24 protein-coding genes, 2 tRNA genes and 1 pseudogene are annotated in these 26,315 nt (G+C 69.8%); 20 read left to right on the top strand and 7 right to left on the bottom strand.

Annotation, left to right across the window (positions count from 1 at the left end; genetic code table 11):
• Positions 1–1,871, bottom strand: a 1,871-nt coding sequence (locus VH969_RS12480; protein WP_331973867.1) for an arylsulfatase, incomplete at its 3' end; no start/stop codon positions are given.
• 296 nt (positions 1,872–2,167) lie between these two features.
• Between VH969_RS12480 and VH969_RS12475 the strand changes: the two genes are divergently transcribed.
• The gene (locus VH969_RS12475; RefSeq protein WP_331973866.1) at positions 2,168–3,076 is read left to right on the top strand and encodes a formylglycine-generating enzyme family protein; all 909 of its coding nucleotides are present in this window, start codon (positions 2,168–2,170) and stop codon (positions 3,074–3,076) included.
• Positions 3,077–3,097: 21 nt separating this feature from the next.
• On the top strand, positions 3,098–3,997 hold the full coding sequence (locus VH969_RS12470; protein ID WP_331973865.1) for an HAD family hydrolase: 900 nt from the start codon (positions 3,098–3,100) through the stop codon (positions 3,995–3,997).
• A gap of 358 nt (positions 3,998–4,355) precedes the next feature.
• On the opposite strand, the gene VH969_RS12465 is transcribed toward VH969_RS12470, so the two are convergent.
• Positions 4,356–4,453 (bottom strand) — tRNA-OTHER (locus VH969_RS12465).
• A 613-nt stretch (positions 4,454–5,066) separates the two neighbouring features.
• Between VH969_RS12465 and VH969_RS12460 the strand changes: the two genes are divergently transcribed.
• The gene (locus VH969_RS12460; protein WP_331973864.1) at positions 5,067–5,471 is read left to right on the top strand and encodes a hypothetical protein; all 405 of its coding nucleotides are present in this window, start codon (positions 5,067–5,069) and stop codon (positions 5,469–5,471) included.
• A 305-nt stretch (positions 5,472–5,776) separates the two neighbouring features.
• Here VH969_RS12460 and VH969_RS12455 read toward each other — a convergent pair whose 3' ends face one another.
• Complete coding sequence (locus tag VH969_RS12455) at positions 5,777–6,058, bottom strand: hypothetical protein (RefSeq protein WP_331973863.1); 282 nt, start codon at positions 6,056–6,058, stop codon at positions 5,777–5,779.
• Between the two features lie 610 nt (positions 6,059–6,668).
• On the opposite strand from VH969_RS12455, the pseudogene VH969_RS34515 reads away from it, so the two are divergent.
• A pseudogene (locus VH969_RS34515) lies at positions 6,669–7,111 on the top strand (transposase family protein); the annotation flags it as partial.
• Positions 7,112–7,237: 126 nt separating this feature from the next.
• Here the strand turns inward: VH969_RS34515 and VH969_RS12445 are convergent.
• Positions 7,238–7,402 (bottom strand): hypothetical protein, encoded by a 165-nt coding sequence (locus VH969_RS12445; protein WP_331973862.1) that lies wholly within the window; start codon positions 7,400–7,402, stop codon positions 7,238–7,240.
• A gap of 165 nt (positions 7,403–7,567) precedes the next feature.
• Between VH969_RS12445 and VH969_RS12440 the strand changes: the two genes are divergently transcribed.
• The 3 genes from VH969_RS12440 to VH969_RS12430 all read left to right on the top strand — a co-directional run bounded on the left by VH969_RS12440 (position 7,568) and on the right by VH969_RS12430 (position 13,803).
• Positions 7,568–11,359 (top strand): WD40 repeat domain-containing protein, encoded by a 3,792-nt coding sequence (locus VH969_RS12440; RefSeq protein WP_331973861.1) that lies wholly within the window; start codon positions 7,568–7,570, stop codon positions 11,357–11,359.
• Between the two features lie 413 nt (positions 11,360–11,772).
• Positions 11,773–12,414, top strand: a complete 642-nt coding sequence (locus VH969_RS12435) for an Rv1352/Rv1906c domain-containing protein (protein WP_331973860.1) — start codon at positions 11,773–11,775, stop codon at positions 12,412–12,414.
• A gap of 171 nt (positions 12,415–12,585) precedes the next feature.
• A complete protein-coding gene (locus tag VH969_RS12430) occupies positions 12,586–13,803 on the top strand; it encodes a cytochrome P450 family protein (protein ID WP_331973859.1) in 1,218 nt (405 codons plus the stop codon).
• A 233-nt stretch (positions 13,804–14,036) separates the two neighbouring features.
• Here the strand turns inward: VH969_RS12430 and VH969_RS12425 are convergent.
• Positions 14,037–14,109 (bottom strand) — tRNA-Arg (locus VH969_RS12425).
• 82 nt (positions 14,110–14,191) lie between these two features.
• On the opposite strand from VH969_RS12425, the gene VH969_RS12420 reads away from it, so the two are divergent.
• From VH969_RS12420 to VH969_RS12395, 6 genes are all read left to right on the top strand, one after another.
• The gene (locus VH969_RS12420) at positions 14,192–14,527 is read left to right on the top strand and encodes an ArsR/SmtB family transcription factor (RefSeq protein WP_331973858.1); all 336 of its coding nucleotides are present in this window, start codon (positions 14,192–14,194) and stop codon (positions 14,525–14,527) included.
• The gene (locus VH969_RS12415) at positions 14,517–15,239 is read left to right on the top strand and encodes a DUF4440 domain-containing protein (protein WP_331973857.1); all 723 of its coding nucleotides are present in this window, start codon (positions 14,517–14,519) and stop codon (positions 15,237–15,239) included. The genes VH969_RS12420 and VH969_RS12415 overlap by 11 nt, the downstream gene beginning before the upstream one ends.
• Before the next feature lie 2 nt (positions 15,240–15,241).
• Positions 15,242–15,907 (top strand): VOC family protein, encoded by a 666-nt coding sequence (locus tag VH969_RS12410; protein ID WP_331973856.1) that lies wholly within the window; start codon positions 15,242–15,244, stop codon positions 15,905–15,907.
• Between the two features lie 57 nt (positions 15,908–15,964).
• A complete protein-coding gene (locus tag VH969_RS12405) occupies positions 15,965–16,876 on the top strand; it encodes an ABC transporter ATP-binding protein (protein ID WP_331973855.1) in 912 nt (303 codons plus the stop codon).
• 23 nt (positions 16,877–16,899) lie between these two features.
• A complete protein-coding gene (locus tag VH969_RS12400) occupies positions 16,900–18,108 on the top strand; it encodes an ABC transporter permease (RefSeq protein ID WP_331973854.1) in 1,209 nt (402 codons plus the stop codon).
• 103 nt (positions 18,109–18,211) lie between these two features.
• The gene (locus tag VH969_RS12395; protein WP_331973853.1) at positions 18,212–18,859 is read left to right on the top strand and encodes a response regulator; all 648 of its coding nucleotides are present in this window, start codon (positions 18,212–18,214) and stop codon (positions 18,857–18,859) included.
• Between the two features lie 6 nt (positions 18,860–18,865).
• On the opposite strand, the gene VH969_RS12390 is transcribed toward VH969_RS12395, so the two are convergent.
• Positions 18,866–19,408 (bottom strand): MarR family winged helix-turn-helix transcriptional regulator, encoded by a 543-nt coding sequence (locus VH969_RS12390; RefSeq protein WP_331973852.1) that lies wholly within the window; start codon positions 19,406–19,408, stop codon positions 18,866–18,868.
• A 129-nt stretch (positions 19,409–19,537) separates the two neighbouring features.
• On the opposite strand from VH969_RS12390, the gene VH969_RS12385 reads away from it, so the two are divergent.
• On the top strand, positions 19,538–20,341 hold the full coding sequence (locus tag VH969_RS12385; RefSeq protein ID WP_331973851.1) for an SH3 domain-containing protein: 804 nt from the start codon (positions 19,538–19,540) through the stop codon (positions 20,339–20,341).
• Between the two features lie 40 nt (positions 20,342–20,381).
• Here the strand turns inward: VH969_RS12385 and VH969_RS12380 are convergent, their stop codons facing one another.
• Positions 20,382–21,026 carry a histidine phosphatase family protein gene (locus VH969_RS12380; protein WP_331973850.1) on the bottom strand — a complete coding sequence of 215 codons (645 nt, stop codon included), beginning with the start codon at positions 21,024–21,026 and terminating at the stop codon, positions 20,382–20,384.
• Positions 21,027–21,090: 64 nt separating this feature from the next.
• Here VH969_RS12380 and VH969_RS12375 point away from each other — a divergent pair, with 64 nt between their 5' ends.
• The 6 genes from VH969_RS12375 (at position 21,091) to VH969_RS12350 (ending at position 26,301) form a co-directional block, all read left to right on the top strand.
• Positions 21,091–21,408, top strand: a complete 318-nt coding sequence (locus VH969_RS12375) for an EthD family reductase (RefSeq protein WP_331973849.1) — start codon at positions 21,091–21,093, stop codon at positions 21,406–21,408.
• Entirely contained in the window at positions 21,405–22,250 is an 846-nt protein-coding gene (locus VH969_RS12370; protein ID WP_331973848.1) for a 3-hydroxyacyl-CoA dehydrogenase family protein, read from the top strand. The genes VH969_RS12375 and VH969_RS12370 overlap by 4 nt, the downstream gene beginning before the upstream one ends.
• Positions 22,251–22,260: 10 nt before the next feature.
• Entirely contained in the window at positions 22,261–23,433 is a 1,173-nt protein-coding gene (locus VH969_RS12365) for a GNAT family N-acetyltransferase (RefSeq protein WP_331973847.1), read from the top strand.
• A gap of 94 nt (positions 23,434–23,527) precedes the next feature.
• A complete protein-coding gene (locus tag VH969_RS12360) occupies positions 23,528–23,956 on the top strand; it encodes a hypothetical protein (RefSeq protein WP_331973846.1) in 429 nt (142 codons plus the stop codon).
• A gap of 258 nt (positions 23,957–24,214) precedes the next feature.
• Positions 24,215–24,907, top strand: coding sequence for a response regulator transcription factor (locus tag VH969_RS12355; protein ID WP_331973845.1), 693 nt, complete (start codon positions 24,215–24,217; stop codon positions 24,905–24,907).
• A gap of 26 nt (positions 24,908–24,933) precedes the next feature.
• The gene (locus VH969_RS12350; RefSeq protein WP_331973870.1) at positions 24,934–26,301 is read left to right on the top strand and encodes a sensor histidine kinase; all 1,368 of its coding nucleotides are present in this window, start codon (positions 24,934–24,936) and stop codon (positions 26,299–26,301) included.
• Positions 26,302–26,315 lie beyond the last annotated feature (14 nt).

The following is a 26,315-nucleotide window of genomic DNA, read 5'->3' as shown; positions in this document are numbered from 1 at the left end:
CCGATGGTGTACGAGCGGTTGCGGATGTTCACCGCCTGGTGTTCGGGGACGTCGGCCACGTCGGGGAAGTACACGTACCGGTTGCGTGCCACCGAAAGCTGGGGCCGTGGGGTGCCGAGGATCTCCAGTGGGGACCGGTCGTCGAGCGGGAACGCACCGTTTGCGCTGGCCTGGGTGAACCAGAGTTTGACGAGCTCCTTGAGCTTGTTGGGATGTGTGGCGGCGAGGTCGTGCACCTCGGTGCGGTCGACGTCGGTGTGGTACAGCTGCCACACGTCGTCGTCGAAGTTGCTCCAGCCGCTCACCGTGGGGTGCGTCGTGACGGCCTTCCAGCCGTCGTGCCAGATCCCGCGGGAGCCCAGCATCGAGTAGAACTGGGTGGCTCGGGCCGACGGCGCCGACGGGTCGTCGAAGCTGTAGCGCATGCTCACCCCGTCGAGCGGGCTCTGCGTGTGCCCCTTGATCTCCGGTGGCACCTGCACGCTCAGGCAGTCGAGCACCGTGGGGACCAGGTCGATCGCGTGGTGGTACTGGTGGCGGATCTCGCCACCGTGCCCGAGCACCGACGGCCAGGAGATGATGCACGGGTCGGCTGTGCCGCCGTTGAACTCGTAGCGCTTCCACATCTTGAACGGCGTGTTGAAGGCCATCGCCCAGCCGTTGGCGTAGTGGTTGTAGGTCTTCGGGCCGCCCAGCTCGTCGAGCATCGCGAGGTTGTCATCGAGATCGTCGGGGATGCCGTTGAACAGCTTGTTCTCGTTCACCGACCCGTTCGGGCCGCCCTCGCCGCTGGCTCCGTTGTCGGAGACCAGGATGACGAGTGTGTTGTCCCGCTGGCCGGTCTCCTCCAGGTGGTCGAGCAGCCGGCCGATGTGGTGGTCGGCGTGCGCGAGGAAACCCGCATAGACCTCGGCCATCCGCGCGAAGAGCCGCTTTTCCTCATCGGACAGGGAGTCCCACGGCTTGGTGTAGTCCAGCGGCGGGAAGGGTTGCCCGTCCGGGCCCTGACGGGTCTCCGGAGTGCCTATCGGGTTGATCGGCGGCAGCCCGGTGTCTGCCGGCACGATGCCGAGCTCCTTCTGGCGTGCCAGCACGGTTTCGCGCAGTACGTCGTATCCCATGTCGAAGCGGCCCCGGAACCGTTCGATCCACTCCCGTGGCGCGTGATGCGGCGCGTGGCATGCTCCCGGCGCGTAGTAGAGGAGGAACGGCTTGTCCGGTGCGATCGCCTTGGCGTCCTTGATGAACTCGATCGCCTTGTCGGTGATGTCGTCGGTGAAGTGGTAGCCCTCCCCGGGAGTCTTCGGCTGGTCCACCGGGTGGTTGTCGTAGACGAGTTCGGGGTACCACTGGTTCGTCTCCGCGCCGAGGAACCCGTAGAACCGCTGGAACCCACGACCGGTGGGCCAGTTCCGCCGCGTTGCGGCGAGGTTCATCTCGTCGGTCGGGCACAGGTGCCACTTGCCGACGATGTAGGTGTTCCAGCCCTGCTCTTCGAGGATTTCCGGGAGCATCCCGTTCTCCGGCGGGATCGTGCCGTTGGCGTTCGGGAACCCGATCGCGGCCTCGGTGATGCACGCCATCGCGTTGCGGGTGTGGTTGCGGCCGGTGAGCAGGCAGGACCGGGTCGGTGAGCACAGCGCGGTCGTGTGCCACTGCGTGAACCGCACGCCGTCGGCCGCGATGCGGTCGATGTTCGGCGTCTCGATGACCCCGCCGTAGCAGCTCATCGCGGAGTACCCGACGTCGTCGAGAACCATGTAGACCACGTTCGGCGCGCCATCGGCTGCTCGCGGCGGCTCGAACGGCTCCCAATCCGGAACCGAGTCACGGATATCGATGTTGATGTTGCCCTTGAACGAACTGGCCATATCACCACTCCTCGGATCTCGCGATTGAAGGCGGCCTCGCCCGCACGCGCCAACCCATCGGACAGCCTGTCCCCACGCCCGGCCTCACCTGCATCAGGTGAATCACCACCCGCGACACAGCCGCTGCGTCACTGCGAGAGAGCGAGACGCCCCCGACGCGCCTGGCGTGCGCACCTCACCCTGCCGGGGTGAGGAAGAGCGGTTCGTCCTGCTGGAACCGTGTAGCGACGTCGCACACAGCAGGCAGGTGACATCAGGTGGCTATCGCTCACACCGACCAGGGACGTAGGGAGGCCGTGGCTGCGCGGCCGGACCGGACCGCCGGCATGGTGTGGATCGCCGGCCGCACCTTCGCGATGGGCTCCGACGACCACTACCCGGAGGAGTCCCCGGTCCACGACGTCACGGTCGGCGGGTTCTGGATCGACCGCACAACGGTGCGCAACCGCGACTTCCAGCGTTTCGTCCGGTCGACCGGCTACGTCACCCTTGCCGAGCAGGCCCCGGACCCGGCGGAATATCCGGACGCTCTGCCCGAGCTCCTGGTCCCGGCATCGTCGGTGTTCATCGCACCGCAGCACGAGGTCGATATGCGCAACGCCTACAACTGGTGGAGCTATGTGCCCGGCGCGGACTGGCGGCACCCGTACGGGCCTGGCACTTCGATCCGCGACCGCCCCGATCACCCCGCGGTGCACCTGGCGTGGGAGGACGTCGAGGCCTACGCGCGCTGGGTGGGCAAGGACATCCCCACCGAGGCGGAGTGGGAGTTGGCCGCGCGGGGTGGGCTCGACGGCGCTGCCTTCGCGTGGGGCGACGAGTTCGTCCCGGACGGTGTGTGGATGGCCAACACCTGGCAGGGCCGCTTCCCGTACACGAATACGGCGGCGGACGGGTACGTCGGCACCGCGCCGGTCGGGCGCTACCCGCCGAACGGCTACGGGCTCCACGACATGATCGGCAACGTGTGGGAGTGGACCGCGGACTGGTACGCCCCGCACGACGACCCGCCCGTGTGCTGCGGACCGGGTCCGCGGGACCGGAGCATCGAACGCGGTGACCGAGTCCCCCGAAAGGTGATCAAGGGCGGCTCGTACCTGTGCGCACCGAACTACTGCCGCCGCTACCGGCCGGCCGCCCGGATGGCACAAGCGATCGACACCGCCACCTGCCACCTCGGCCTCCGCTGCGTGGTCCGACCCTAACCAACGGGAGGAGGTTGCCTCGTGCTGACCACCTGGCGCGACGGCGCCGCGAAGAAGGCGATCACCGCGTTCGTCGAGCAGGCAGCCGAGGTGCCGGCCGACGAACGGGTGGCGACCTTCGACAACGACGGCACCTTGTGGTGCGAGAAACCGGTCCCCATCCAGCTCGACTTCATCCTCCGCAGACTTGTCGCCATGGCAGAGCAGGCGGCCGAGCTGCGTTCGCGGCAGCCCTGGAAGGCCGCCTACGAGAAGGACATGGCCTGGTTCGGCGCGGTGGTCGCGGCGCACTACGCCGGCGACGACACCCAGCTGCCCGCCTTGGCCGCGGGAGTGCTCGAGGCGTACGCCGGCATCAGTGTCGAGGACTTCGAAACCCAGGCGAACGAGTTCCTGACGACCACCGAGCACCCCACGCTGCGCCTGCCATATGTGCAGTGCGCCTACGCACCGATGATCGAGCTGCTGGCCTACCTGCGGGCCAACGGGTTCAGCACCTACATCGCCTCCGGCGGTGGCCGCGACTTCATGCGCCCGATCAGCCACGCGGTCTACGGCGTGCCGCGCGAGCAGGTCATCGGCAGCACCGCGACACTGTCCTACGAGGACGACGAGCACGGCGGCACAATCCGCCACCAGCCCGTCCTGGACTACCTCGACGACGGCCCGGAGAAGCCGATTCGAATCTGGAGCCGCACCGGCCGCCGGCCGCTGCTGGCCGCGGGCAACGCCAACGGCGACATACCCATGCTCCGCTTCACCCGCCACACCGACAAACCGACCCTTCGCCTCCTCGTGCTCCACGACGACCCCGATCGCGAGTTCGCCTACACCATCGGCGCAGAACAGGCACTCGAACAAGCCGACCGGAACGGCTGGACCGTCGTCAGCATCCGCGACGACTGGCACACCGTGTTCTGACCGGTGCCTGTAAGTCGGCGGAAACGACTGATTCACAACCTGAGCCAAGGCGGCGATCGGCTTGAGCCGCGTGATCAGCTCGTCGAGTTCGTCCGCGGTGAGTCCGCGGTGAGCACCTCGCACGCCGGTGTCGCGAACTCGTCGGTGAGAGGCCCTCGATCCGCTCGCTGGCCTCCCGGCCGGCATCGGCGAACCCGTCGGGGCGTCCACGAGGCCGTGGGCCGCATTGAACATGCCCGATATGCCGCGGCGACACGGTAAAGGTTGGACATGAGAAAACGGACGGTCTCCCCACCGAACTGAGACCCTGCAGGGCGTGGCGACCCTCGTCGGGACCCGTTTTCGCTGGTCAAATCGGTGCCCCCGGCAGGATTCGAACCTGCGACCTGCCGCTTAGGAGTTCGCAGAACGACTGTTCACAGGCGGTCAATGAGCACTGAAGCGCTGCTCAGAGGCCTCCTAGCGTGTGTCACGACCTTTGCCGACCGATAGTGCACTGAGCCCCTGATTGAGACCCTTGGAGTTGACTGCTCGGTCCAGGTCCGTGGCGTTGCGGTTCACGCCTCCGCGGTCCGCGCCCCGGGGGCATGGCTGTGGTCGGGCTGCTGACCGGCATCTGGCATCCCGACCGTCGTCCAACGTGACGTGATCGGCTTTCTTGTCGTCGAGACCGGCCGACCAGAACATCTACGGCATGTCGTCGCGAGCGGGTGGCCGGCAAGCCGGCGCTCGCTCCGCGGCACGAGCGGATGTTCGACAATCTGCGAACACCTGTCCGAAACAGGACACGGACTGGGCGCCTGAACTCGGTAGTGGTAGTTCCGCGCAGATCGGAGTCGCCCAACTCACGACAGGACGATCGTCGGCGTCCAAGGTGTCGGCGGAGGACGCGGAGGTCTTCAGCTGGTCAGGCGGATGCTTGCATTCCACGCATGATCAACTGTCGGTCTTCAACGCCGCCTCGCAGGGAGCGACAAGGTGATCATGCGTCCGGCGTTGAAGGTAGTAACGCTCTCGCTGGGCGTGCTGGTGGTCGCGTTCTTCGCGGTCGGTCTCGACGCCGCGACCGATGCGATCCCCCGGGCGCGCTACCGCCGCACCCGACGCGATCCCCGACGTGATCCCCGACGTGATCTCGGACGGCGCCGCCGCCGCGCGGCGGCGGGAGAGCCTGCTGACGGTGATGCGCAAGGTCTGCCAGCCGGGCGGAGCGTTGACCGACGGCTCGGATGGCACCGTGACGCTCGTCCTGCACGACGTCGGCGTGAAGACCGACGAATTCGAGGACCCCACTCAGGAGATCAACTCCGCGGCCTGCGTGCTGAACGGGATCGGCGTGCCGACGAAGGTGGCCGCCCGGATCGGGCACACCAGCGCGTCGGCCGGCCGGCAGCACGCCGCATGGGGCAACTTCACGGTGTCGTGGACCGCCCACCCGCATGATGGCCTGAACCTCGTCATCACGGAGAACTGAGCGCGCGGCGCTGGCGCTAGGCGGCGACACCTGCCGGCTCGACCTGGTGGCCGACATGTGGCTGATTGCGGGTCGATGCTGCCCCGCTGTAACTACCCGGCCGGGAACTGTGTCGGGCGCCGGGCGGTGTTGTCGAGCCAGAGCGCGGCGAGGTCGATGTCACCGTCGACGCTGATGTTGGTGGCTTCGGCGGGAAGCAGCCTCGGCACAGGCTGGGGCGGATTGTCCGGTTTACGCGTGTGCGGGAGGAGAAGATCTGGAGCGCGGGTGCGCGCCGCACGCTCTCAGCGGCGTCAGCCGAGGATTCAGCCGCCGTCGCCGGCATGCATGCCGTCGCCCGGATGGGAGCCTCCCTGACCGCCCATGGGGCCCATCGGTTTCGCGTTGAGCCCGGTACTGCCGCGGAGCTTGATCAGCACGGTGCCCAACCCGACAACCGTGGCACAGCCGAGAGTCACCACCCATGGATTCCATCCGGCGTGGTTGATGGTATTCGCCACGATGAGGGTGGCCAGTACCGCCACCGCGATCACGACGATGGCGATGGCCCATTGAGTGCGTGCGGCGAGTTTTCGCTCGGTTGTCATCTCAAGATCCGAATCGTCTCGGAAAGGTACCCGCAAGGATTGAATCGTCGCCAGGGAAGGCGCCGTGACGGGGAGCGGACCTGCTTGTCCGGCCAAATGTCGGTCGGCATGTCTGCTCCTTTGGTGACATCGGCGCATTTGTCAGTTTCTTTCCCGTCACGGACATAAGCTGGTCACATGCGACGGCGAACTCGGCTCGTAGTGATCAGCGGAGCTGTCTGGATCTGGAGCTGGGTGACCATGTACGGCGAGATCTACGTTTGGAGGCATGTCACCACTTCGCTGCGGTTCAATCCACCACCGCAGCCACCAGGGCACCCTCGGCCCAAGCCGGGCGGGCCGCTGATGTTGCTCTTCGTGTGCTTCTTTGCGGCACCGTTGGCCTTGATGGCCGCACTGTGCTGGCTACGCAACCGCGTGTGAAGTCGCGGTGATCGGGAATCCTTGTGCAGGTGCGGAGGGTGCTGGAATTCGCTGCGATGACGCCGTACACCGCGGCGGCGCTGTGTGTGCCGATCCCCGCCGGAGCTCCTAGAGGGCGCCGGCGGGGTGCCCCGGCCGGATCACGCGGTGATCGTGATCTTCGAGAATCACCAGCAGCTGCAGGTAGCTCGCGGCGCGTGTGCCGAAGCTGCGGGAGACGACGCGCCAGGGACACGCCTACGTGATCCTCGACGGCACCCAGATCCCGATCGACCACATCGCCGTCGACCGGCCCTGCTACCCGGGCAAGCACCGCTAGCACAGGTGACCTGCAGGTCATCGCCTCTCCAGACGGCACCATTCGGATTTCCGGCGAGCTGCCGGGCAGCGCCCACGACGCTGCCGGCCGACCGGATCTGGAACATCCGCACGGCCGCGACGCCGGGCCCATCGCGTCGGCCGACAAGAGATACCCGGCGCCGGTCAGACTGCACAGCAAGTGATCACCCCGTACAAGGGCAAAAACCCGAGTCGCAGACCGGCGCCGACCGGGCCCACGCCCGACTCCGCGGCCCCGGCCAACGCGCCACGCGTCCTGCGCAAACTCCGCGCCAGCCAGGCCGGTTCTGATCGCCAGCTGTGACCGACCCGGCGCGACCGCGTTGGCGAGCAGGGTGGCGACGGTTGAGGCGCCTGCCCAAAACATCAAGGGGCGGGCGCCTCGTCATGCCTGTGCCAAACGCTGTGCGTCTGGCGCTAGGCCGTGGCCGGAACGGGTGCGGGGATCCGGCGGTCGGTGGTCGATGACGGCTGGTCAGATGGCGGCTCGCGGAGGGCGGCGGCCTGGCGGGCTGCGGCGGCTTCGGCCGCGAGCTCGGTGCGGCGGGCGGTCGCGAGAATGTGGGCGCCGTACTGGTTCATGATGTTCACCCTTCCTTCACCCCGAACGTGGTTTCGCTGCCAGCATGGGGCGGGCGCGTTTTCCACGGTCAGGTCGCTGGGCCTGGAAAATGTTTCGTGGACAACGCTGCTGGCGAGAACCGACAATTCTGGGAGCGGGGAATGCGGGTACTGGGGGAGGATGCGATGCCGCGTCAGGAACGGCCGTTGGACGAAGACCAGGGTCTGGTGGTGGAGTTCGCCCGCGGGTTGCGCGGTCTACGGGACCGCGCGGGGCGGCCGACATATCGCGAGTTGAGCCTGCGTGCGCATTTCTCGATCTCCGCGTTGGCGGAGGCGGCGAGTGGGCGGAAATTACCCAGCCTCGCCGTCACGACGGCATTCGTGCGCGCGTGTGACGGTGACATCGCGGAATGGGAGGCGCGGTGGCGGGACTGCGCGGCGGAGCTGGCCACGCCCGCGGTAGAACCCGTCGACGCGGATGCGCCCTATGCGGGACTGGCGCCATTCGGCCGCGGCGACGCCGACCGGTTCTTCGGACGTGACCGGGTGGTCGCCGAGGTGGTCGCGCGGGTGCGCGCGCGGCGGACGGTCGCCGTGTTCGGCCCGTCGGGCAGCGGGAAGTCGTCGGTGTTGATGGCGGGGTTGCTGCCGGAGCTGGACCCGGGGTGCGCGGTGGTTCTCACCCCCGGACCGCGGCCGCTCGAGGAGTGCGCGGTGCGGCTGGCCGGGCTGGTGGGGGCGTCGCCGGGGCGGCTGGCGGCGGAGTTCGCCGAGGATCCGCGCGGGCTGCACTTGTGCGTGCGGCAGGCGGTGGCGAACCGGTCGGATGAGCAGGACCTGGTGCTGGTGGTGGACCAGTTCGAGGAGCTGTTCACCCTGTGCGCCGACGCCGTCGAACGGGCCGCGTTCGTCGCCGCCTTGACCACCGCGGCGACCGAGCCGACGAGCCGGACCCGGGTGGTGCTGGGCGTGCGTGCCGACTTCTACGGTCACTGCGCCGAATACCCCGAACTGCTCGACGTCCTGCGGGACGGCCAGGTACTGGTCGGCGCCATGACGGCCGACGAGCTCCGGCAGGCGATCACCGGGCCGGCCGAGGCCGTGGGCTGCCGCGTGGAGACCGCGCTGGTGTCCCGGCTGGTCGCTGATGCGACCGGGCAGCCGGGCGCGCTCCCACTGGTGTCGCACGCGTTGCGGGAGACGTGGCATCGCCGCCGCGGCACCGTGCTGACGCTCGCCGCGTACGAGGCAACCGGCGGCATCCACTATGCGCTGGCCCGCACCGCCGACGCCGTGTACACCGGCCTGGACCACGACCAGCAACATGCGGCGAGTCAGCTTTTTCTGCGGCTGACCGCGCTGGGTGAGGGGACCGACGACACGAAACGACCGGTCCGCCGTGACGAGCTCGACCAGTCGCCGGCGACCGCGGCGGTACTCGAGCAACTGGCCCGTGCCCGGCTGGTCACCGTGGACGAGGGTGGTATCGAGATCACCCACGAGGCGCTGATCCGACACTGGCCGCGGCTGCGCCGCTGGCTCGACGACGACCGCGACGGCCTGCGCGTGCATCGCCGGCTCACCGAGGCTACGCAGCTGTGGGAGGCGCACGACCGCGACCACGGCTCGCTGCTGCGCGGTGTCCGGCTCACCCAGGCCGAGAACGTGGACGCCACCCGCCTCACCGACCGGGAACGCGAGTTCCTCGCCGCGAGCGTCGACGCCCGTGACCACGAGCGGGCGACCGCACGCCGCCGCAGCCGCCGCGCCCGACAGCTCGTGGCGTTGCTCGCCGTGCTCCTCCTCATCGCGTGCGTGTCCCTGGTGGTGGCGGTGCGCGCGCAGGACGCCGCGACGGCCCAGCGCAACGCCGCGGTCGTCGGCAGCGCGCTGTCCGACGCGAACCTCCTGCGCGACACCGATCCCGCGCTGTCCCTTCAGCTCACCTTGGCCGCCTACCGCGCCGGCCCCTCGGCGCGGGCCCGTGACGCGCTGCTGGACGCCCTCGACACGCCCTACGCGGGCACGATCGAGAGCAGCGAGTTGTCCGTCGAGGCCTCGGCACTCAGCCCGGACGGGGCGCTGCTCGTCACCCCCGGCGCGCAGCGGACCGGCATGTGGGACGTCACCGACCACGATCAGCCGAAGCGGTTACCGAACGAGCTGCCCGGTGGTGAGGTGGTGGCGTTCGGGCCGGACCGGATCTTGCTGGTCAAGACGACGTTCGGCCGGTACGAGGTGTGGGACGTACGGGACTCGCGCCGGCCGCGGAAGCTGACGCAGGTCGCGTGGGACGACACGCGCGGTAACCCGTACCTGCTGCGGTCCGCGGTCGCCATCAGCCGGGACGGCCGGGCCGCGGTGACGGTCGACATCGGTGGGACGGCCCGCCTCTGGGACCTCGACGACCGCACACGGCCGCGCCTGCAGGCACAGCTGCTGCCCGCCCCGCAGTCGGTGCGCCACGCCGAGCTCGCGGACCTGGGCCACGCGGAGTTCAGCCCACGAGGGGACCGCCTCGTCGTCGCGAACGCGACGCACGCCATGCACCTGTGGGACCTCACCGGCGGGCGGGCACGCGAGCTCGCCGTCCTGTCCGGCGACGCCGCCGCGTTCACCCCCGACGGCGCGACCCTCGCCGTCGCCGGCCGGCGCGGAGCCGTCGAGCTCTGGGACATCGCGTCGGCCGGGGCGCCCCGGCGGCTGGCCACCTTCGCGAACCAGGGCGACGTGATCTCGCTGGCTTTCAACGACACCGGCCTGCTTGCGGTCGGTGACCTCACCGGCTCGGTCAGCTTGTGGAACGTCGAGGACCGGCGACGTCCGGTGGTGCTGACCGATCTCGCCGGCCGGCTGGACGGCGGGTGGTCGATGGCGTTCGGCCCGCGCGGCGACACGCTGTTCGCCGCCGACCACGGTTCCGTGCGGATCTGGGACCTCGGCCCGGTGCTCGTCTCGCACCCGGACGCGGTGACGCAGGTGCAGCTCAACCATCACGGCGACCTGCTCGCGACCGGTGGCCGGGACCACACCGTGCGACTGTGGCGTGTGGACGGTGACGGGTCGCGATACCTGGCGACCCTCGCCCTGCCCTACACGGCCACCTCCCTGTACTTCAGCTCGGACGATCGCACGCTGGTCCTCGACGGCACCGGGCCCACGCAGGTCTGGGACGTTACGCGGCCCGACCGTCCGAGGCACGCCGCGGACCTGCCGGAGACCGCCTACAACGGGTCGCTCGCCCTCAACCCGGTGGACACGACCGTCGCCCTCAGCCAGCTGGTCGGCGCCGGCTTCGCCACCAAGGTGTATGACCTCGCCGACCCGTATCACCCGACGCAGGTCGACGAACTGGCGGCCTTCCCGGTGCAAGCCCTGGCATTCGACCCACACGGCACGATGCTCGCGGTGGCCCGCAACACCGACACCGAGCTGTGGGACCTGCGCGCACCGGTCACCACGAGAACGCTCGCGGTCCTGCCGACCACCTACAGTGCGGTCGCCACGTTCGGCCCCGACGGCCGCACGGTGGCCGTCTTCCGCAACGACACCAGACAGACCCAACTACTAGGTCTGCACAACCCGCGCAAACCCGAGGTGCTGGCCACCTTTCATCCCCGCGTCCCGGTCGACAACCGGTTCCACATGGTCGGCCCACCACCGGTCTACTCCGCCGACGGCCACCTGCTCGCCGTCGTCGACGGCGACCGGACCATCCGGCTCTGGAACATCAGCAACCCACGCAACCCGTTGGCGGTCACCGCGTTCGACTTCAACAACCAGGTCGACGCCCTGTCCATCTCCGCCGACGGCCGCCAGCTGTATGTCGCCACCGAAGAGAACTTGGTGCACCGCCGCTACCTCGACGTCGACGACGTCGCGAACCGGATCTGCACCCTCGCCCACCCCACGATCTCCGAAGCCGACTGGCGGGCACACTTCAACGACCTGCCCTACGACCCACCCTGCCAGTGACCGATCGGCGCGCCTGGACGAGCGCCGCCGTCGCGCAGGCGATAGCGACCGCCACGCAGAGCGCGATGTCATCCGGTGCTGGATCTCCCCAGCTTTCCGGTCAGATTGGCGCCGACGTGGACGTTCCAGACGGCCATAACAGGCGCCGGCGGTGATGATGAACTCGCCGCACGTTGTGATCTCCGACCGCCGGCGGGGTAGCCTGCACGCCCGGCCGATCGCCAAGGGCCGATCGCCAAAGGGTGGGCTGGACAAGCCGATCGCGCTCGGCACACAGCCCTGGTTGTGGACAACAGCGACGGCGTCGTGCTCGTTGCTTTGTTGCGACCGGATCACGAATTGCGTCGGATGCGTTGAATCGGCGGGTCCCGGTCGATGTGTTCCCCGGACATATCTTTCGATGGGGGACTGCGATGGTGACCACAGCCGAGCCGACAAACATGGAGGTCTTCCAGGGCCGCCTCCGCCGGGCCGTGCGGTCCTGGCGGATCTGGGCCGGGGCGGCCGTCGTGGCCGCGCTCGTCGCCGGGTGGGGGTTGAACTTCTACAACTACACCCTGAGCGAGGAGAACGCCGCGTCGGTGGCGGGGCTCGTCAAGGACAAGGACTCGCTCACCGAGCAGTTGGCAGTGGCGTCGAGCGCGCGTGAGTCGCTTCGCGGCCAGCTCGACAGCGTGACGTCCGAGCGGGACCAGCTCGCCGCCGCCGAGGCGACGCTCGATGAGCGGACGAGAGCGGTCAAGCAGCGCGAAGACGCGGTCAAGGGCCGGGAGAACTCGGTCAAGCGGCGGGAGAACGCCGTCACGAAGCAGGAGCGGACGATCGCGCGGAACACCATCGGCGAGGGCGACTGGGCGGTCGGCGTCGACGTGCAGGCCGGTACTTATCGCACCACCAAAGCGGTGTCCGATGACTGCTATTGGGAGATCAACTCCGATGCCAACGGTGACAACATCGTGGCCAACGACATCGTCACCGGCGGCCGCCCGACAGTGACCCTCCAGACCGGTCAGTACTTCTCCAGCAGCCGATGCGGCGACTGGCGGAAGGTCTGACGCCGACTTAGCTTGGCCTCGTGCCTGGACAGAGTGGCCACGAGCTCGCATCAACGCGGCGTCTCGCCAAGCAGGCCCCACCAACCGGTCCAGTCGACTTCAGTCCGGGGTTGTTTCGGCAGCGAGAAATCCGTTGGTGGTTTCGCGGCCGGTGTTCCTATGGTGTGGACCATGACGGACGAGGGGCAGCCCATTTCCGTCGATGAGGACGTCTATATCCGGAGCCCATCGGGATTTTTCGCGCACTTGCGGGAGACGCAGCCGGTCGCCGCGGTGCAGATGCCGGGCTACGGGCGGATGTGGGTCGTAACGCGCTACGCGGACGTGCGCGCCGGCCTGGCCGATCCACGGCTTGCCAAGGACCGGCACCACTGGCCTACCGGCCCGCGGACCTGGCCGAGCCAGGCAGTGAACCTGCACGCGCACATGCTCCACCGGGACCCGCCGGACCACACGCGGCTGCGCGGCCTCATGCAGAAGGCGTTCACGCCGCGGCGTATCGCGCAGTTGCGGCCGCGCACCCTGGAAATCACCGAAGCGCTGCTGGAGGACATGGCATCGGCGGGCGGGGGCGGCGACATCGTCGACCTGCTCACCCGGTTCGCCCGCCCGCTGCCGATCACAGTGCTCAGCGAGCTGTTGGGTGTGCCGGCGGCCGATCGGACGTGGATCGAGGTCGCAGTGGTCGACTACGACGACCGCAAGGACCGCGAGCGCATCACCCGGGATCTGGCCGTCTACTTCACCGACCTCATCGCGGCCAAGCGTGCCGAGCCCTGCGACGACCTTGTCTCGGCGCTCGTGCGCGTTCGCGATGAATCCGACCCGGGTGATGACGCCTCCGGCGCCCTGACTGACACCGAACTGCTCTCCGGCGTGTTCCAGCTGGTCATGGCCGGCTTCGACACCACCGTCAACCTCATCGCCTCCGGCACCCTGGCGCTGCTGACCCACCCCGAGCAAATGACCCGGCTGCGCGAAGAACCGTCGCTGCTACCGGCAGCCATCGAGGAACTGCTGCGGTACACGAACCCGCTGAACCACGCGACCGACCGGTTCACCGTCACGGATGTGACCATTGGCGGCGTGGCGATCGCGGCGGGCGAATGGGTCCTGCTCGCGACCAGCTCCGCGAACGGGGATCCGGACCGGTTCCCCGACCCGGAGCGACTCGACTTCGGCCGCGAGCCGGGCGGGCACGTCTCCTTCGGCCACGGCATTCACTACTGCCTGGGCGCACCCCTGGCGCGGATGGAGGCGCAGGTCGCGTTCGGCGCGCTGCTCAAGCGTTTCCCGAAGCTGTCGCTCGCCGGCACGCCGGAGGACCTACGGTGGCGCCCGAGCAGCTTGATGCACGGCCTGGAAGCCCTCCCCGTGCGCCTGACGTGATCAGACGGCACCGGCTCGTCGCCATCGTTCCACTGGTGGGCGAGCACCACAACGAGGCTCAGATGCAGACGTGCGACCGATGAATCACCCATCGCGGCCGCGCTGAAACATGGCCCGACGCCGCGGCGACACGGTAAACGTCGGACATGAGAAAGCGACGGTCTCTGGCAGAACTGAGACCCGACAGGGCCGAGCCTTCCTCGTGTAGACGAGTTTCCGCTGGTCGAACACGGTGCCCCCGGCAGGATTCGAACCTGCGACCTGCCGCTTAGGAGGCGGACGCTCTATCCCCTGAGCTACGAGGGCTTCGTGGGGCCAGCCTAGCGGGCGTACCCGCGGCGAGGGCAGCCGCTTGACATGATTAACGCTAGCGTTAATAGTTAGCGCTGTGAGCAAGGATCTCGATGGGGTGCTGGCCGCGCTGGCCGATCCCGCCAGGCGGCAGGTCGTCGACGTCCTGCGGGTGCGGCCGCGGCGGGCCGGGGAGCTGGCCAGTGCCGTGCGGATGTCCGGGCCCGCCATGAGCCGGCACCTGCGGGTGTTGCGCGACACCGGGCTCGTGGAGGTCGCGGGTGCCGACGGGGACGCGCGGGTGCGGGTGTACCGGCTGCGGGCCGAACCGTTCGTGGCGTTGCGGGCCTGGCTCGACCAGGTCGAGGCCTTCTGGACCGACCAGCTCGGCGCGTTCGCCGACCACGTGAAGGAGACGCGCGGTGCAGGATGAGGCCCACGTAAGCGTGGAGGTCGACATCGATCCCGCGGCCGCGTTCGAGATCTTCACCCGGGAGACCGGGGCCTGGTGGCGCACGGACCGGTCGCTGAGCACCAGCGCCGGGCCGGTCACCTTCGAGCCCGGCGTCGGTGGGACGGTGCGGGACGGCGATGTCGAGGTCGGGCGCGTCAAGGTCTGGGAGCCCGGCCCACGCCTCGTCTTCGGGTACGGGGACACCGACGTCGAGGTGCGGTTCGAGGGCACGAACGACGGCACGCGCGTCGTACTGCGGCACTACGGGTGGACCGACGGCGGGCACTGGCAGTACCAGCTCGCCGGCTTCGCGCGGCACTCCCTCGAGCACGCCCTCCTCGGCCGCCTCGGCGAGTTCCTCGACGCCATCAACGCCGGCGACCTCGACTTCTTCGAGCGCAACCTCACCGACGACGCCCTGCTCATCTTCCCCGGCGCCGGGAACACCTACACCAAACAGCAGTGCATCGCCACGATGAGCGACCACCCGCCGTACGTCAAGTACGACCTGTCCGACCCGAAGATCGTCCACTTGGGAGAGTCCACCGCGGTGCTGACCCACCACGCCACCCTCATGCACACCGCGGACGAGAAGCCGCGGTCCGTCGTGGTCACCGACGTGCTCGTGCTGCGGGACGGCGCCTGGCGGATGGCCCTGCACCAGTGGACCCCGGCCGACGAAACGGAGTGAGCATGATCGGCTACTTCACCATCGACGCCCCCGACCCCCGACGCGCCACGGCCTTCTACACCGCCGTCTTCGGCTGGACCTACGAGTCCAACGGGGACTACCACCACATCAACGGCTCCTCGCCGGCCGGCGGGCTGACCAAGCGGGACCCCGGGACCACGCCCTCCTTCGTGGTCGGCGACGCGGACGCGGCCGCCGCGAAGGCGCGCGAGCTCGGCGGCACCGCAACCGAGCCGCAGCGGTCGAAGTCCGGCTGGAGCTTCCACGTCGAGGACGGGCACGGCACGCGCCTCGCGCTCTGGCAACCGGTCGACGAGTACCGGGACGACGACCCCAAATGCGGCGAGGGCGACCTCTTCTACTTCGTTCAGCCCGTCGCGAACGACGCCGCCAAGGGGTTCTGGGCGGACCTGCTCGGCTGGGAGCTCACCCCGGGCAGCCACGACAACGGCTGGAACATCGTCAACGTCAGCCCGCCCGGCGGCGTCTTCGTGAGTGCGCCCGGGCCCACCGACCTCTACTTCCGCGTCGCGGACGTCGAAGCCGCGGCCGAGCGCATCCGCGCCGCGGGCGGCACCGCCGGCCCGATCCAGCCGAACGTCGCCGGCGCCCACGCCAACTGCGTCGACGACCAGGGGATCGGGTTCAGTATCGGTTCGCTTCGGTAGATCCCCACGCAGTAAGGTCCCTCGCAGCAGCGCTTGCGCACGGGGGAGGGACCTACTTTGGGTGACGGGCGGCTGGAGATCGACAGGATCTCCAAGCGGTTTGGCGACGTGATCGCCCTCAAGGAGACGACGTTCGACGTCCGGGCGGGCGAGCTGTTCGGCTTCGTCGGCAGCAACGGGGCGGGCAAGACCACGACGATGCGCATCGCGCTCGGCGTGCTCGCCGCGGACGCCGGCGAGGTCCGCTACGACGGCACGCCGATCAACCTCGAGACGCGGCGCCACATCGGTTACATGCCCGAGGAGCGCGGCCTTTACCCCAAGATGAAGGTCGCGGAGCAGCTCGTTTACCTGGCTCGCCTGCACGGCCTCGGCACGGCGGCCGCGCGACGGTCCATGGAGGACTGGACCGAGCGGCTCGGCGTGGCCGCGCGCCGCGACGACGAGGTGCAGAAGCTCAGTCTCGGCAACCAGCAGCGCGTCCAGCTCGCCGCCGCACTCGTGCACAACCCGACGATCCTCGTGCTCGACGAACCGTTCTCCGGCCTCGACCCGATCGCGGTCGAGGTGATGAGCAAAGTGTTGCTGGACAAGGCCAACGACGGCATCCCGGTCGTCTTCTCCAGCCACCAGCTCGAGCTCGTCGAGCGGCTCTGCCACCGCGTCGGGATCATCCGGAATGGACAGATGGTCGCCGTCGGCACGGTCGACGACCTTCGCGCGGGCGGCACCGTCGAGATGGTCGTCGACGCGCCCGGCGCGCCGAAGGGCTGGGCGGACGGCCTGGCCGGGGTGACGGTCCGGGCCCACGAGGGCAACCGCACGATCCTCGAGCTCGGCGACGGCGCCGACGACCAGGAGATCCTGCGGGCGGCGCTCGCCACCGGCCCGGTGACCGAGTTCAGCAGGCGACGGCCGTCGCTGACCGAGCTGTACCGCAACGTCGTGAGCCAGGGGGACGAGGCGTGAGCGGGGCGAACCGAGGGGGAGACATGACCGAGCAACCGAACGTCCGGCTGGGATCATGGTCGGCGGTCAGCCTCGTGGCGGGCCGCGAGGTCAACACCCGCCTGCGTTCCAAGGCGTTCCTCATCACCACCGCCGCCACGCTCGTGCTGCTGATCGGCGCGTCGCTGGTGTTCAAGCTGATCGGCGGCGGCTCGGACGCCACGGTCGGCTTCACCGAGCAGAACGCCGCGCTCGCCCAGCCGTTCAAGGCGGTCGCGAGCTCGATCGGCCAGAACGTCGACACGAAGACCGTGCCGAGCGAGGAGGCCGGCCGCGACCAGGTGGCCGACCAGTCCATCGACGCGCTGGTCGTCGGCGACGGCACGAACGTGCGCGTCGTGGTCAAGAAGGACCTCGACGACAACCTGCGCAACGCCTTCAACGTGCTCGCCGGCCAGGTCGTGCTCAACCAGGAGATCACCAAGCTCGGCGGCGACCCGGCGCAGGTCAACTCGGCCGTCGCGAACGCGAAGGTCGACGTCGAGGAGCTCGAGGAGCCCTATCCGTACGACCCGCAGCAGCTCGTCCTCGGCATCATCGCCGGCATCCTGATCTACATGTCGCTGCTGCTCAACGGGCAGATGGTGGCGCAGGGCGTGGTCGAGGAGAAGTCGAGCCGGGTGGTCGAGCTGCTGCTGTCCACGATCCGGCCGTGGCAGCTGATGGCCGGCAAGGTGCTGGGCATCGGGCTGGTCGGGCTCATACAGATGGTCGTGATCGGCGGTGTCGGCGTGGCCACCGCGCTCGCCCTCGACGTGCTGACGATCTCGGCCACCGCCGCGGTCGGCACGGTCGTGTGGCTCGTCGTGTGGTACCTGCTCGGCTTCCTGATGTACTCGCTCGTCTTCGCCGCGCTCGGCGCGCTGGTATCGCGCCAGGAGGACGTCGGCGGCGTGATCTCGCCCGCGCTGATGTTCGTGATCGTCGGCTACGTCATCGGGATCTCCGTGCTGCCGTCGGATCCGGACAACACGCTGGTAGAGACGCTGTCGATCATCCCGGTCTTCGCGCCGACGATGATGCCGATGCGCCTGGCCATGGGTGGCGTACCGGTCTGGGAGGCCGTGGTGTCGGTCGGCCTGGTCGTGGCACTGATACCGGCACTGGTCTGGTTGGCGGGCAAGATCTATGCGAATGCAGTCATGCGGAGTGGTGCTCGTGTGAAATTGTCCGACGCACTTCGCCAGGTGTGACTTGTCACTCACCGCGACCGGGTAGGATTACTCACTGGTAGCGCTTTCAGCCACCGCCGTCGGAAAGCCCGTTACATGACCGCCCGAAGTCGGGGAGGCGTTCGTGATCAAGGTGCTTCTCGCGGACGACGAAGATCTCGTCCGCTCAGGACTCCGAACAATACTGTCCAGCGCAGGGGACATCGAGGTCGTCGCCGAGTGCGATGACGGGCTGTACGTGGCCGACCTGGCCCGTCAGCACCGTCCACACGTGGTCCTGCTCGACATCAGGATGCGGTCCGCCGACGGCATCGTCGCGCTCCGCAGGCTGCGCAGCCTGCCGGAGCCGCCGGTCGTCGCGATGCTGACCACGTTCGACGTCGACGAGTACGTGCAGGAGGCGCTGCGCATCGGCGCGAGCGGCTTCCTGCTCAAGGACACCGAGCCGTCGGTCCTCGTGAAGGCCGTGCGCGACCTCGCCCGCGGCGGCGCCGTGCTCGACCCGAAGGTCGCCGCGCGCGTGCTGTCCGCGGTCGCCGACGGCGAGCGTGCCGCCGAGCCGGCCCGGCGCCTGCTGGCGTCGCTGTCCGACCGCGAGCGTGAGGTCGTCGCGCTGATCGGGCAGGGCCTGTCCAACGCGGAGATCGGCAGCGCGCTGCACCTGTCCGAGGCGACGGTCAAGGGCTACGTGTCCGCCGTCCTCGGCAAGATCGGCGCGGTCAACCGGGTCCAGGCGGCGCTGGTCGCCTACCGCGGCGGCCTGATCGCCTGAGCGAGCTCAATCGTCCTCATTGGACAGCGCGAGACTCACCCGGCGGGGCGCGGGCCCGAGGCGGTCACCGAGCACGGTCATGAGCGCGCGCAGTCCGGTGTCGAGGGCGGCGAGCTCGTCGGCGTCGAGCTGGTCGAAGACGGCACGTTCCGCCTTCGCCTGCTCAGCGACGATCTGCTCGAACAGCGCGCGCCCGGCGTCGGTCAGTTCCGCCGCGAGCACCCGGCGGTCCTTCGGGTCGGCGACCCGGTGCAGCATGCCGCGCTTCTGCAAGCGGTCCAGACGGCTGGTGACGCTGGTGGCCGGCGCGAGGGTGCCGGCGGCGAGCTGGCTCGGGCGCAGGCGGTGGGGCGGGCCGACCCAGTACAGGCGGGCGAGGATCTCGTAGTCGGCGAGCTGCAGTTCGTGCGGTGCGGAGAGGCCGGCCGCGAGGCGTTCGAGGTACTTGGCGCTGATCAGCAAGCGGTCCACGATTCGCTCCACCTGCGGGTCGATCTGGGGGACGGCCTGGGCCCATTGGTCCACGAGCGCGTCGGTGTCGTCCGGCACGGCCACCTCCTTTGCATTCGGATAGTACTAGCTCGCAGTACTTGATACGAGTTCGGAATATCCCTTATCGTAGCGAACCTCCGGAGAGGCACGAGGAACCCTGCGCTCGAGTCCGAGGAGGACTTTGCGATGAAGCATGTGAAGAAGGTGGCGGCCGCCGCGCTCGGCGCCGTCGCGCTGACGATCGGGCTGGCGGTCCCGGCGTTCGCCGCGAGCATCGACGCTTACGTGACCGGGACCGAGGGGCAGCCGCTGATGGTGCGTTCCGGCCCGGGTACCGGCTACTCGATCATCGACCAGCTCGGGCCCGACCAGCACGTGACGATCTCCTGCCAGGACGACGGCGACGTCGTCAACGGCACGGGCCTGTGGGACTACCTGCCGGCCTTCGGGGGCTACGCCTCGGACGCATACCTCTACACCGGCTACGACGGCCGCCACCCCGACCTCGGCCCGTGCGACGACTCGCCCGCCCCGCCGCCCTCGTCGATCGGCGATGAGATCAGCCGCGTGGCCCAGGGCCAGGTCGGCAACACGGACGGCTGGTCCTATCACGAGGGGCAGGGCAGCCCGTCGGACGCGTGGTGCCAGTACTTCGTGAACTGGGTGTGGCGCACCGCGGGCGTGCCGGACATGTTCAGCGCGGACGGCTTCACCGGTGACTTCTACTACTGGGCGCTCGACCGCGGCCTGGTGCGCGACGGCTACCACGGAATCTCGGTGGGCGACGCGGTCCTGTTCGGCACCGGCCCGGCGGACCCCAGCACGTCGCTGCACGTGGGCACCGTGGTCGCGGTGCACGAGGACGGCAGCATCGAGTCGGTGGACGGCAACTACGCCGGCGCGGTCGCCCACGTGGGTCCGTACTACCCGGGCAGCGCGACGACCCATGAGCCGGGCAACGTCTACGCGGTGGTCGCTCCGCCGGCGTGAGTCGTGGGGCCGCCGGGTGTCGGCATCCGGCGGCCCCGCTTCAGGTCTGTGTCGAGCCGTCCGGGGAGTCACGCCACTGGTCGAACGGGCGGTCCAGGCGCCAGCGCTCGCCGTCGTGGTCGATCACGCGGTGCTCGCAGTGCTCCGGGTTCGACAGGGACTCGAACAGGTCGATGCTCCACGCGAACAGCCGCCGGCAGAGCAGCCGCATGGTCAGCCCGTGCGTCACGACCAGCACGGTGTCCGGATGCGTCGGGTCCTTCGCGATGCGCAGCTCCAGCTCGTTGAGGAAGCTCGCCACCCGGTCGTCGACGTCGGCGCCGGACTCGCCGTGCGAGAGCCGGTAGAAGAAGTGGCCGAACTCATGCCGCTTGCGCTTCTGCACCTCCTGCTCGACCGGGTCCTGCAGGTTGCCCCAGTCCTGCTCCCGTAGCCGCGGTTCGGGTACGGTCCGCTCGAGCAGGTCGTCGACGTCGAGCAGCGCGAGCGTCCGCATCGCGCGCACGTATGGGCTGACGTAGGCCGCCGTCGGCTCGGTCAGCAGGTCGCGCACCTCCTGGCCCGCCTTGCGGGCCTGGACCTCGCCGCGCGGGGTCAGCGGTAGTGCGTGGTCGGGCGTTCGGGTGTAGGCCAGCTCGTCGATGTTGCCCAGGCTCTCGGCGTGCCGCAGCAGGATGATCCGCACGTCGCTATCGTGCCCGGTCCCGTGCTATTACAGTGCGAGCGCCGCCAGATACGAGGAGCGTCACATGATCAAGTACATCGCGCTGTACAAGTCGCCGGCCGATCCCGAGGCGTTCGACAAGGCCTACTTCGAGACGCACAAGCCGCTGATCGACAAGGTGCCGGGCCTGATCCGCCAGGAGATCGCCAAGATCCAGCGCGTGTTCGTGCCGGGGATGCTGGGGGAGACGCAGCCGTACCTCGTCGCCGAGCTGTACTTCGAGTCCAAGGACGCGATGAAGGCCGCGTTCGCCTCGCCGGAGTGGCAGGCCTCGGGTGCGAACCTGACCGAGATCGGCGGCATGGAGCTCGTCTCGATGTTCTCGGCCGAGGTCGTGGAGTGACCGCTCCGGTCACCGCCGCGGTCGTCGGCGGCGGCACGATGGGCGCGGGCATCGCGCACGTCCTGCTCGCCGCCGGCAGCCGGGTGACCGTCGCCGAGGCCGACGCCGCGCGGGCGAGCGCGGCCCGCGAGGCGGTTGCCAGGTCGCTGCGCAAGGCCGAGGACCGCGGCAAGCTCGACGCCACCGCGGAGTCGCTGCTCGCCCGCTTGTCCATTGTGGACACATTGGCGGCCCTGCCGCCCGCTGCCGAGCTGGTCGTCGAGGCGGTGCCGGAGGACCTTTCGCTGAAGCGGCGCGTGCTGGGCGAGGTCGCCGCGACGTGCGCCCGGGCCGTACTCGCGTCGAACACCTCATCGCTGTCGATCACCGCGCTGGCCGCCGGACCGGCCGCCGAGCGCGTGGTCGGCATGCACTTCTTCAACCCGGTGCCGGTGCAGCAGCTGGTGGAGATCGTCACGCACGAGGGCCTGCCGGCCTCGACGCTCGCCACGGTCCGCGGGTACGCCGAGGCGCTCGGCAAGACCGTGATCGAGGTGCGCGACTCGCCCGGGTTCGCGACCTCGCGGCTCGGCGTGGCGGTCGGGCTCGAGGCCATCCGGATGCTCGAGGAGGGCGTCGCGTCCGCGGCGGACATCGACGCCGGCATGCGGCTGGGCTACGGCTGGCCGATGGGCCCGCTGCGGCTGACCGACCTCGTCGGGCTGGACGTGCGCCTGTCGATCGCCGAGCACCTGGCGCGCGAGCTCGGCGACCGCTTCACCCCGCCCGACCTGCTGCGAAACAAGGTGGCGCGCGGCGAGCTCGGTCGCAAGACTGGCCAGGGGTTCTTCACGTGGTCGTAGGGAGTTGCGCGTGATCGTCCGGCCGTACCGGGATGGCGACGACGAGAACATCTACCGGCTGGCGCGCCTCGCGTTCGGCGGGCCACGCGAGCCGAACCCGGAGACGCTGTGGTCGAACCAGCGCGGCTGGCACGGGGTCGTCGCCGAGGACGCGAACAAGCTGGTCGGCGCGCTGAAGGTGCGGGACTACCGGCAGTTCTTCGGCGGCCGCGCGGTGCCGATGGGCGGCGTCGCGTCAGTGGCCGTCGACCCGCACGCGCGCGGGCACGGCGTCGCGACCGCGCTGATCGACGCCGCGCTGCCGGCCATGCGCGAGCGCGGCCAGGTGATCTCGGCGCTGTACCCGTCGGTGCCGCCGCTGTACCGCGCGCGGGGCTGGGAGCAGACCGGCGACTACCAGCGGGCGAAGCTGCGCCCGGAGCTGTTCGCGTTGCTGCCGAAACCCGCGACGCGACTGGTTCTCCAGCGCGCGACGAAGGACGACCTGCCGGCCATCCACGCCACCTACCTGCAGTTCGCGTCCACAGTGGACGGAATGCTGGACCGGTCGACGGACTCGTTCACGCTCACCGGCCTGCTCGAGGTGGACGTCGTCGAGTTCGCCGCCGGTCCGGACGGTTCCGTGCGCGGCTACCTCACCGCGGACCGGCCCGAGGGCGAGCGGCTGGTCACCTACGACCTCGTGGCGCTGGACGCCGAGACCGCGCTCGGCCTGCTCGCGAACCTGGGGCGGTGGACCGGGATCATGACGGAGATCTCGCTGCGCATCGTCGACCCGGCGTGGTGGCAGCTCCTGATGCCGCTGCCGGTGCTGCACGACGTCGTCAACCACCCGTGGATGCTGCGCGTGGTCGACCTCCCCGCGGCGATCGCGGCCCGCGGCTGGCCGGCGGCCGCGTACCTGTCGTCGTTCACGGTGGACCTCGAGGTGGTCGACGGGCACGCCCCGTGGCACGCGGGGCGCCACCGCCTCGTCGTCGACGGCGGCAAGGTCACCTGCGAACCGGGCGGCTCCGGCGCGGTCCGCATGTCCGCCCGCGCGCTGGGCCCGTGGTTCGCCGGCTCGGCCGACACGGCGATGCTGCGCCGCGCGGGCCTGCTGGAGGCCCTCCCCGTGGACGCGCACCTGCTGGACCTGCTGACCGGCGCCCCCCATCCGGCCCGCATGGCCGACTCGTTCTGACAGGTCCCGCTTCGGTCACGATCGCCGGCCCGGCGCATCGGTCGAGCACCCGGCCACCACGTACCAGTAGGTACCGGATTGGACGGTGGTGGCCATGGACGTCAGGGCGCTGGTCGCCGCACTGCTCTGCGCGACGGCGGTCGCGGGATGCGGGGCGGCCCGGACGGCGGCGCACGCGGGCGAGGACCTGGCCCACGCGCCGCGACCGCACGTGGAGGTGCCCCCGGCACACGTCGACGTGGACGAGGCGGCGGTGGCCGCCCGCGAGGCCGACATCCTCGCCGCGGCCGACGTGGGTGCCGACGACCGCGAGTCCGTGATCGAGGTGGCCTGCCGGCTGAAGGCGGGCTACGACCTGAGCCAGGCGGACGAGGACGACCTCGTGTACGAGGCGACCATGGAGCTGGGCGGCGATACGACGAAGGGCGCGCGAGCCGTGGCCCTCGCGTACGACCTCTACTCCGCGGACGACCCAGCGGACGCCCTCGGCCAAGCGGCGGTGGCGAGCATCTGCGGCATCTGACACCTGTCCACAACCACCACACCTGTCCACAAGTGGATCATGAACCCCCACATTGTCAGCGGTCACCGATAGACTTGGTCCTGAGGGGTGCCCCCGGAGAGGCGGGGGTCGCCATCCACGGGGCGGCGATTTCGCGCGTGGGCGGTGCGGTGTAGGGGACATCATTTCCGCAGTTCAGCCCGCTCGGCCGGTATGTCCGGTGCGCGCCGGGACGCACGTTCTCAGGCAGATCTCAGCAGCAGGGTCGACACTGACCGCATGCGCATCCTCGTTGTCGACGACGACCGGGCCGTTCGGGAGTCCCTGCGGCGGTCGCTGCAGTTCAACGGCTACCAGGTCGACCTGGCCAGCGACGGGCAGCAGGCCATCGACGCCATCTCGAGCGCGCGGCCCGACGCGATGGTGCTCGACGTGATGATGCCGCGCGTCGACGGGCTCGAGGTCTGCCGGCGGCTTCGCGGTACCGGCGACGACCTCCCCATCCTCGTGCTCACCGCGCGCGACACCGTCTCCGACCGCGTCGCCGGGCTCGACGCCGGCGCGGACGACTACCTCCCCAAGCCCTTCGCGCTCGAAGAGCTCCTCGCCCGCCTCCGCGCGCTGCTGCGCCGCCGCAGCTTCGACACCGGCGACGGCCCCGCGCCGAAGAAGCTCGCCTTCGCCGGCCTCGAGCTCGACCCCGGCACCCGCGAGGTCCGCCGCGGCGATCGCCGGATCAGCCTCACCCGCACCGAGTTCGCCCTCCTCGAGCTGCTTCTCGCGCACCCCAAGCAGGTCCTCACGCGCAGCCGCATCCTCGAGGAGGTCTGGGGCTACGACTTCCCGACCTCCGGCAACGCGCTCGAGGTCTACATCGGCTACCTGCGGCGCAAGACCGAGGCGGACGGCGAGCCGCGGTTGATCCACACGGTGCGCGGCATCGGCTACGTGCTCCGGGAGACGCCTCCGTGATCCTGACCCACGACGGGCGCCGGCGCATGTCGCTGCGTGTCCGGGTCACGTGGCTCGCCGCCAGCTGCGTCGCCGGCGCCGTCGCGCTCGTGTCGCTCGGCGCCTACCTAACGGTCCGGCAGAACCTCTACGACCAGATCGACACCTCGCTCGCGCAGAAGGCGGAGACCACCGTCCGCTCGGACGCGGTCGCCGAGACGGCCTCCGGCACCCGCTTTCCCGCCGCGTTCCTGTCGCTGACCGACGTGCAGTTCGCCGTGGTCGACGACGACGGTGACCTCCTGCTCAGCGTCCCGCGGCACATCCCGCCGATCGGCCCGAGGGAGCTCGCGGTCGCGACTGGCGAGGTGCCGAACTCGCTGCGCACCGACGGCAAGACCGACAGCCGCGTGTACGCCGTGCCCTACCACGGCAACGCGCTCGTGCTCGCGCAGTCGCTGCAGCCGACCAAGGCCCAGCTCGCGGACCTCGCGCTCGTCCTGTTCCTCATCGGCGGCGCGGGCGTCGTGGTCGCGGCCGCCGCCGGCACCGCGGTCGCGCGCACCGGCCTGCGACCCGTCCAGCGGCTGACCCGGGCGACCGAGCGCGTCACGCACACCGGCGACCTGCGCCCGATCCAGGTCGACGGCGACGATGAGCTGGCCCGGCTCTCGCACAGCTTCAACCAGATGCTCGCCGCGGTCGCGTACGCGCAGGACCGCCAGCGCAAGCTCGTCGCCGACGCCGGACACGAGCTGCGCACGCCGCTGACCTCCTTGCGCACCAACCTGGAGCTGCTGCTGGCCGCCGAGGCACCGAACGCACCCACCCTGTCCGATGAGGACAAGAAGGAGATCCACGCCGACGTGCACGCCCAGCTCGACGAGCTCACCCAGCTGATCGGCGACCTGGTCGAGCTCGCCCGCGAGGACGCGCCGCACATCGACCCGCAGCAGGTCGACATGGTCGAGGTCATCGAGCAGGCGCTGGCCCGGGCGCGGCGGCGGGCGGGGCACGTGAACTTCGAGGTCGACCTGCACCCGTGGTACCTGCTCGGCGAGCCGGTCGCGCTGGAGCGGGCCGTGCTGAACCTGCTGGACAACGCGGTGAAGTTCAGCCCGCCGGACGGCATCATCCGCGTCGACCTGCGGCCGGACGGCGACGGCTTCGCCTTCCTGCAGGTGGCCGACGCCGGGCCGGGCATCAACGACGCCGACCTTCCGTACGTGTTCGACCGCTTCTACCGCTCCGACGAGGCCCGCACGCTGCCCGGCTCGGGACTCGGGCTCGCGATCGTGAAGAGCGCGGCCGAGCGGCACGGCGGCTCCGTCTACGCGGGCCGGTCCGCGGACGGCGGCGCGCTCATGGCGATCAGGCTGCCGGGGCGGCCGGAGGCTTCGACCTCGCTGAGCTGAGTTCACCGCTTCCC

Source organism: Actinophytocola sp., from assembly GCF_036555685.1.
Lineage (GTDB): Bacteria > Actinomycetota > Actinomycetes > Mycobacteriales > Pseudonocardiaceae > Actinophytocola.
This window is presented reverse-complemented; position numbering and strand designations above follow the sequence as displayed.

Excerpts from the sequence above, each read along its gene's own strand:
- VH969_RS12460 (WP_331973864.1), top strand. The coding sequence starts at position 5,067 with ATGCGATCCCCCGGGCGCGCTACCGCCGCACCCGACGCGATCCCCGAC.
- VH969_RS12455 (WP_331973863.1), bottom strand. The coding sequence starts at position 6,058 with ATGACAACCGAGCGAAAACTCGCCGCACGCACTCAATGGGCCATCGCC.
- VH969_RS12445 (WP_331973862.1), bottom strand. The coding sequence starts at position 7,402 with ATGAACCAGTACGGCGCCCACATTCTCGCGACCGCCCGCCGCACCGAG.
- VH969_RS12440 (WP_331973861.1), top strand. The coding sequence starts at position 7,568 with ATGCCGCGTCAGGAACGGCCGTTGGACGAAGACCAGGGTCTGGTGGTG.
- VH969_RS12435 (WP_331973860.1), top strand. The coding sequence starts at position 11,773 with ATGGTGACCACAGCCGAGCCGACAAACATGGAGGTCTTCCAGGGCCGC.
- VH969_RS12430 (WP_331973859.1), top strand. The coding sequence starts at position 12,586 with ATGACGGACGAGGGGCAGCCCATTTCCGTCGATGAGGACGTCTATATC.
- VH969_RS12410 (WP_331973856.1), top strand. The coding sequence starts at position 15,242 with ATGATCGGCTACTTCACCATCGACGCCCCCGACCCCCGACGCGCCACG.
- VH969_RS12400 (WP_331973854.1), top strand. The coding sequence starts at position 16,900 with ATGACCGAGCAACCGAACGTCCGGCTGGGATCATGGTCGGCGGTCAGC.
- VH969_RS12385 (WP_331973851.1), top strand. The coding sequence starts at position 19,538 with ATGAAGCATGTGAAGAAGGTGGCGGCCGCCGCGCTCGGCGCCGTCGCG.
- VH969_RS12375 (WP_331973849.1), top strand. The coding sequence starts at position 21,091 with ATGATCAAGTACATCGCGCTGTACAAGTCGCCGGCCGATCCCGAGGCG.
- VH969_RS12360 (WP_331973846.1), top strand. The coding sequence starts at position 23,528 with ATGGACGTCAGGGCGCTGGTCGCCGCACTGCTCTGCGCGACGGCGGTC.
- VH969_RS12355 (WP_331973845.1), top strand. The coding sequence starts at position 24,215 with ATGCGCATCCTCGTTGTCGACGACGACCGGGCCGTTCGGGAGTCCCTG.
- VH969_RS12350 (WP_331973870.1), top strand. The coding sequence starts at position 24,934 with ATGTCGCTGCGTGTCCGGGTCACGTGGCTCGCCGCCAGCTGCGTCGCC.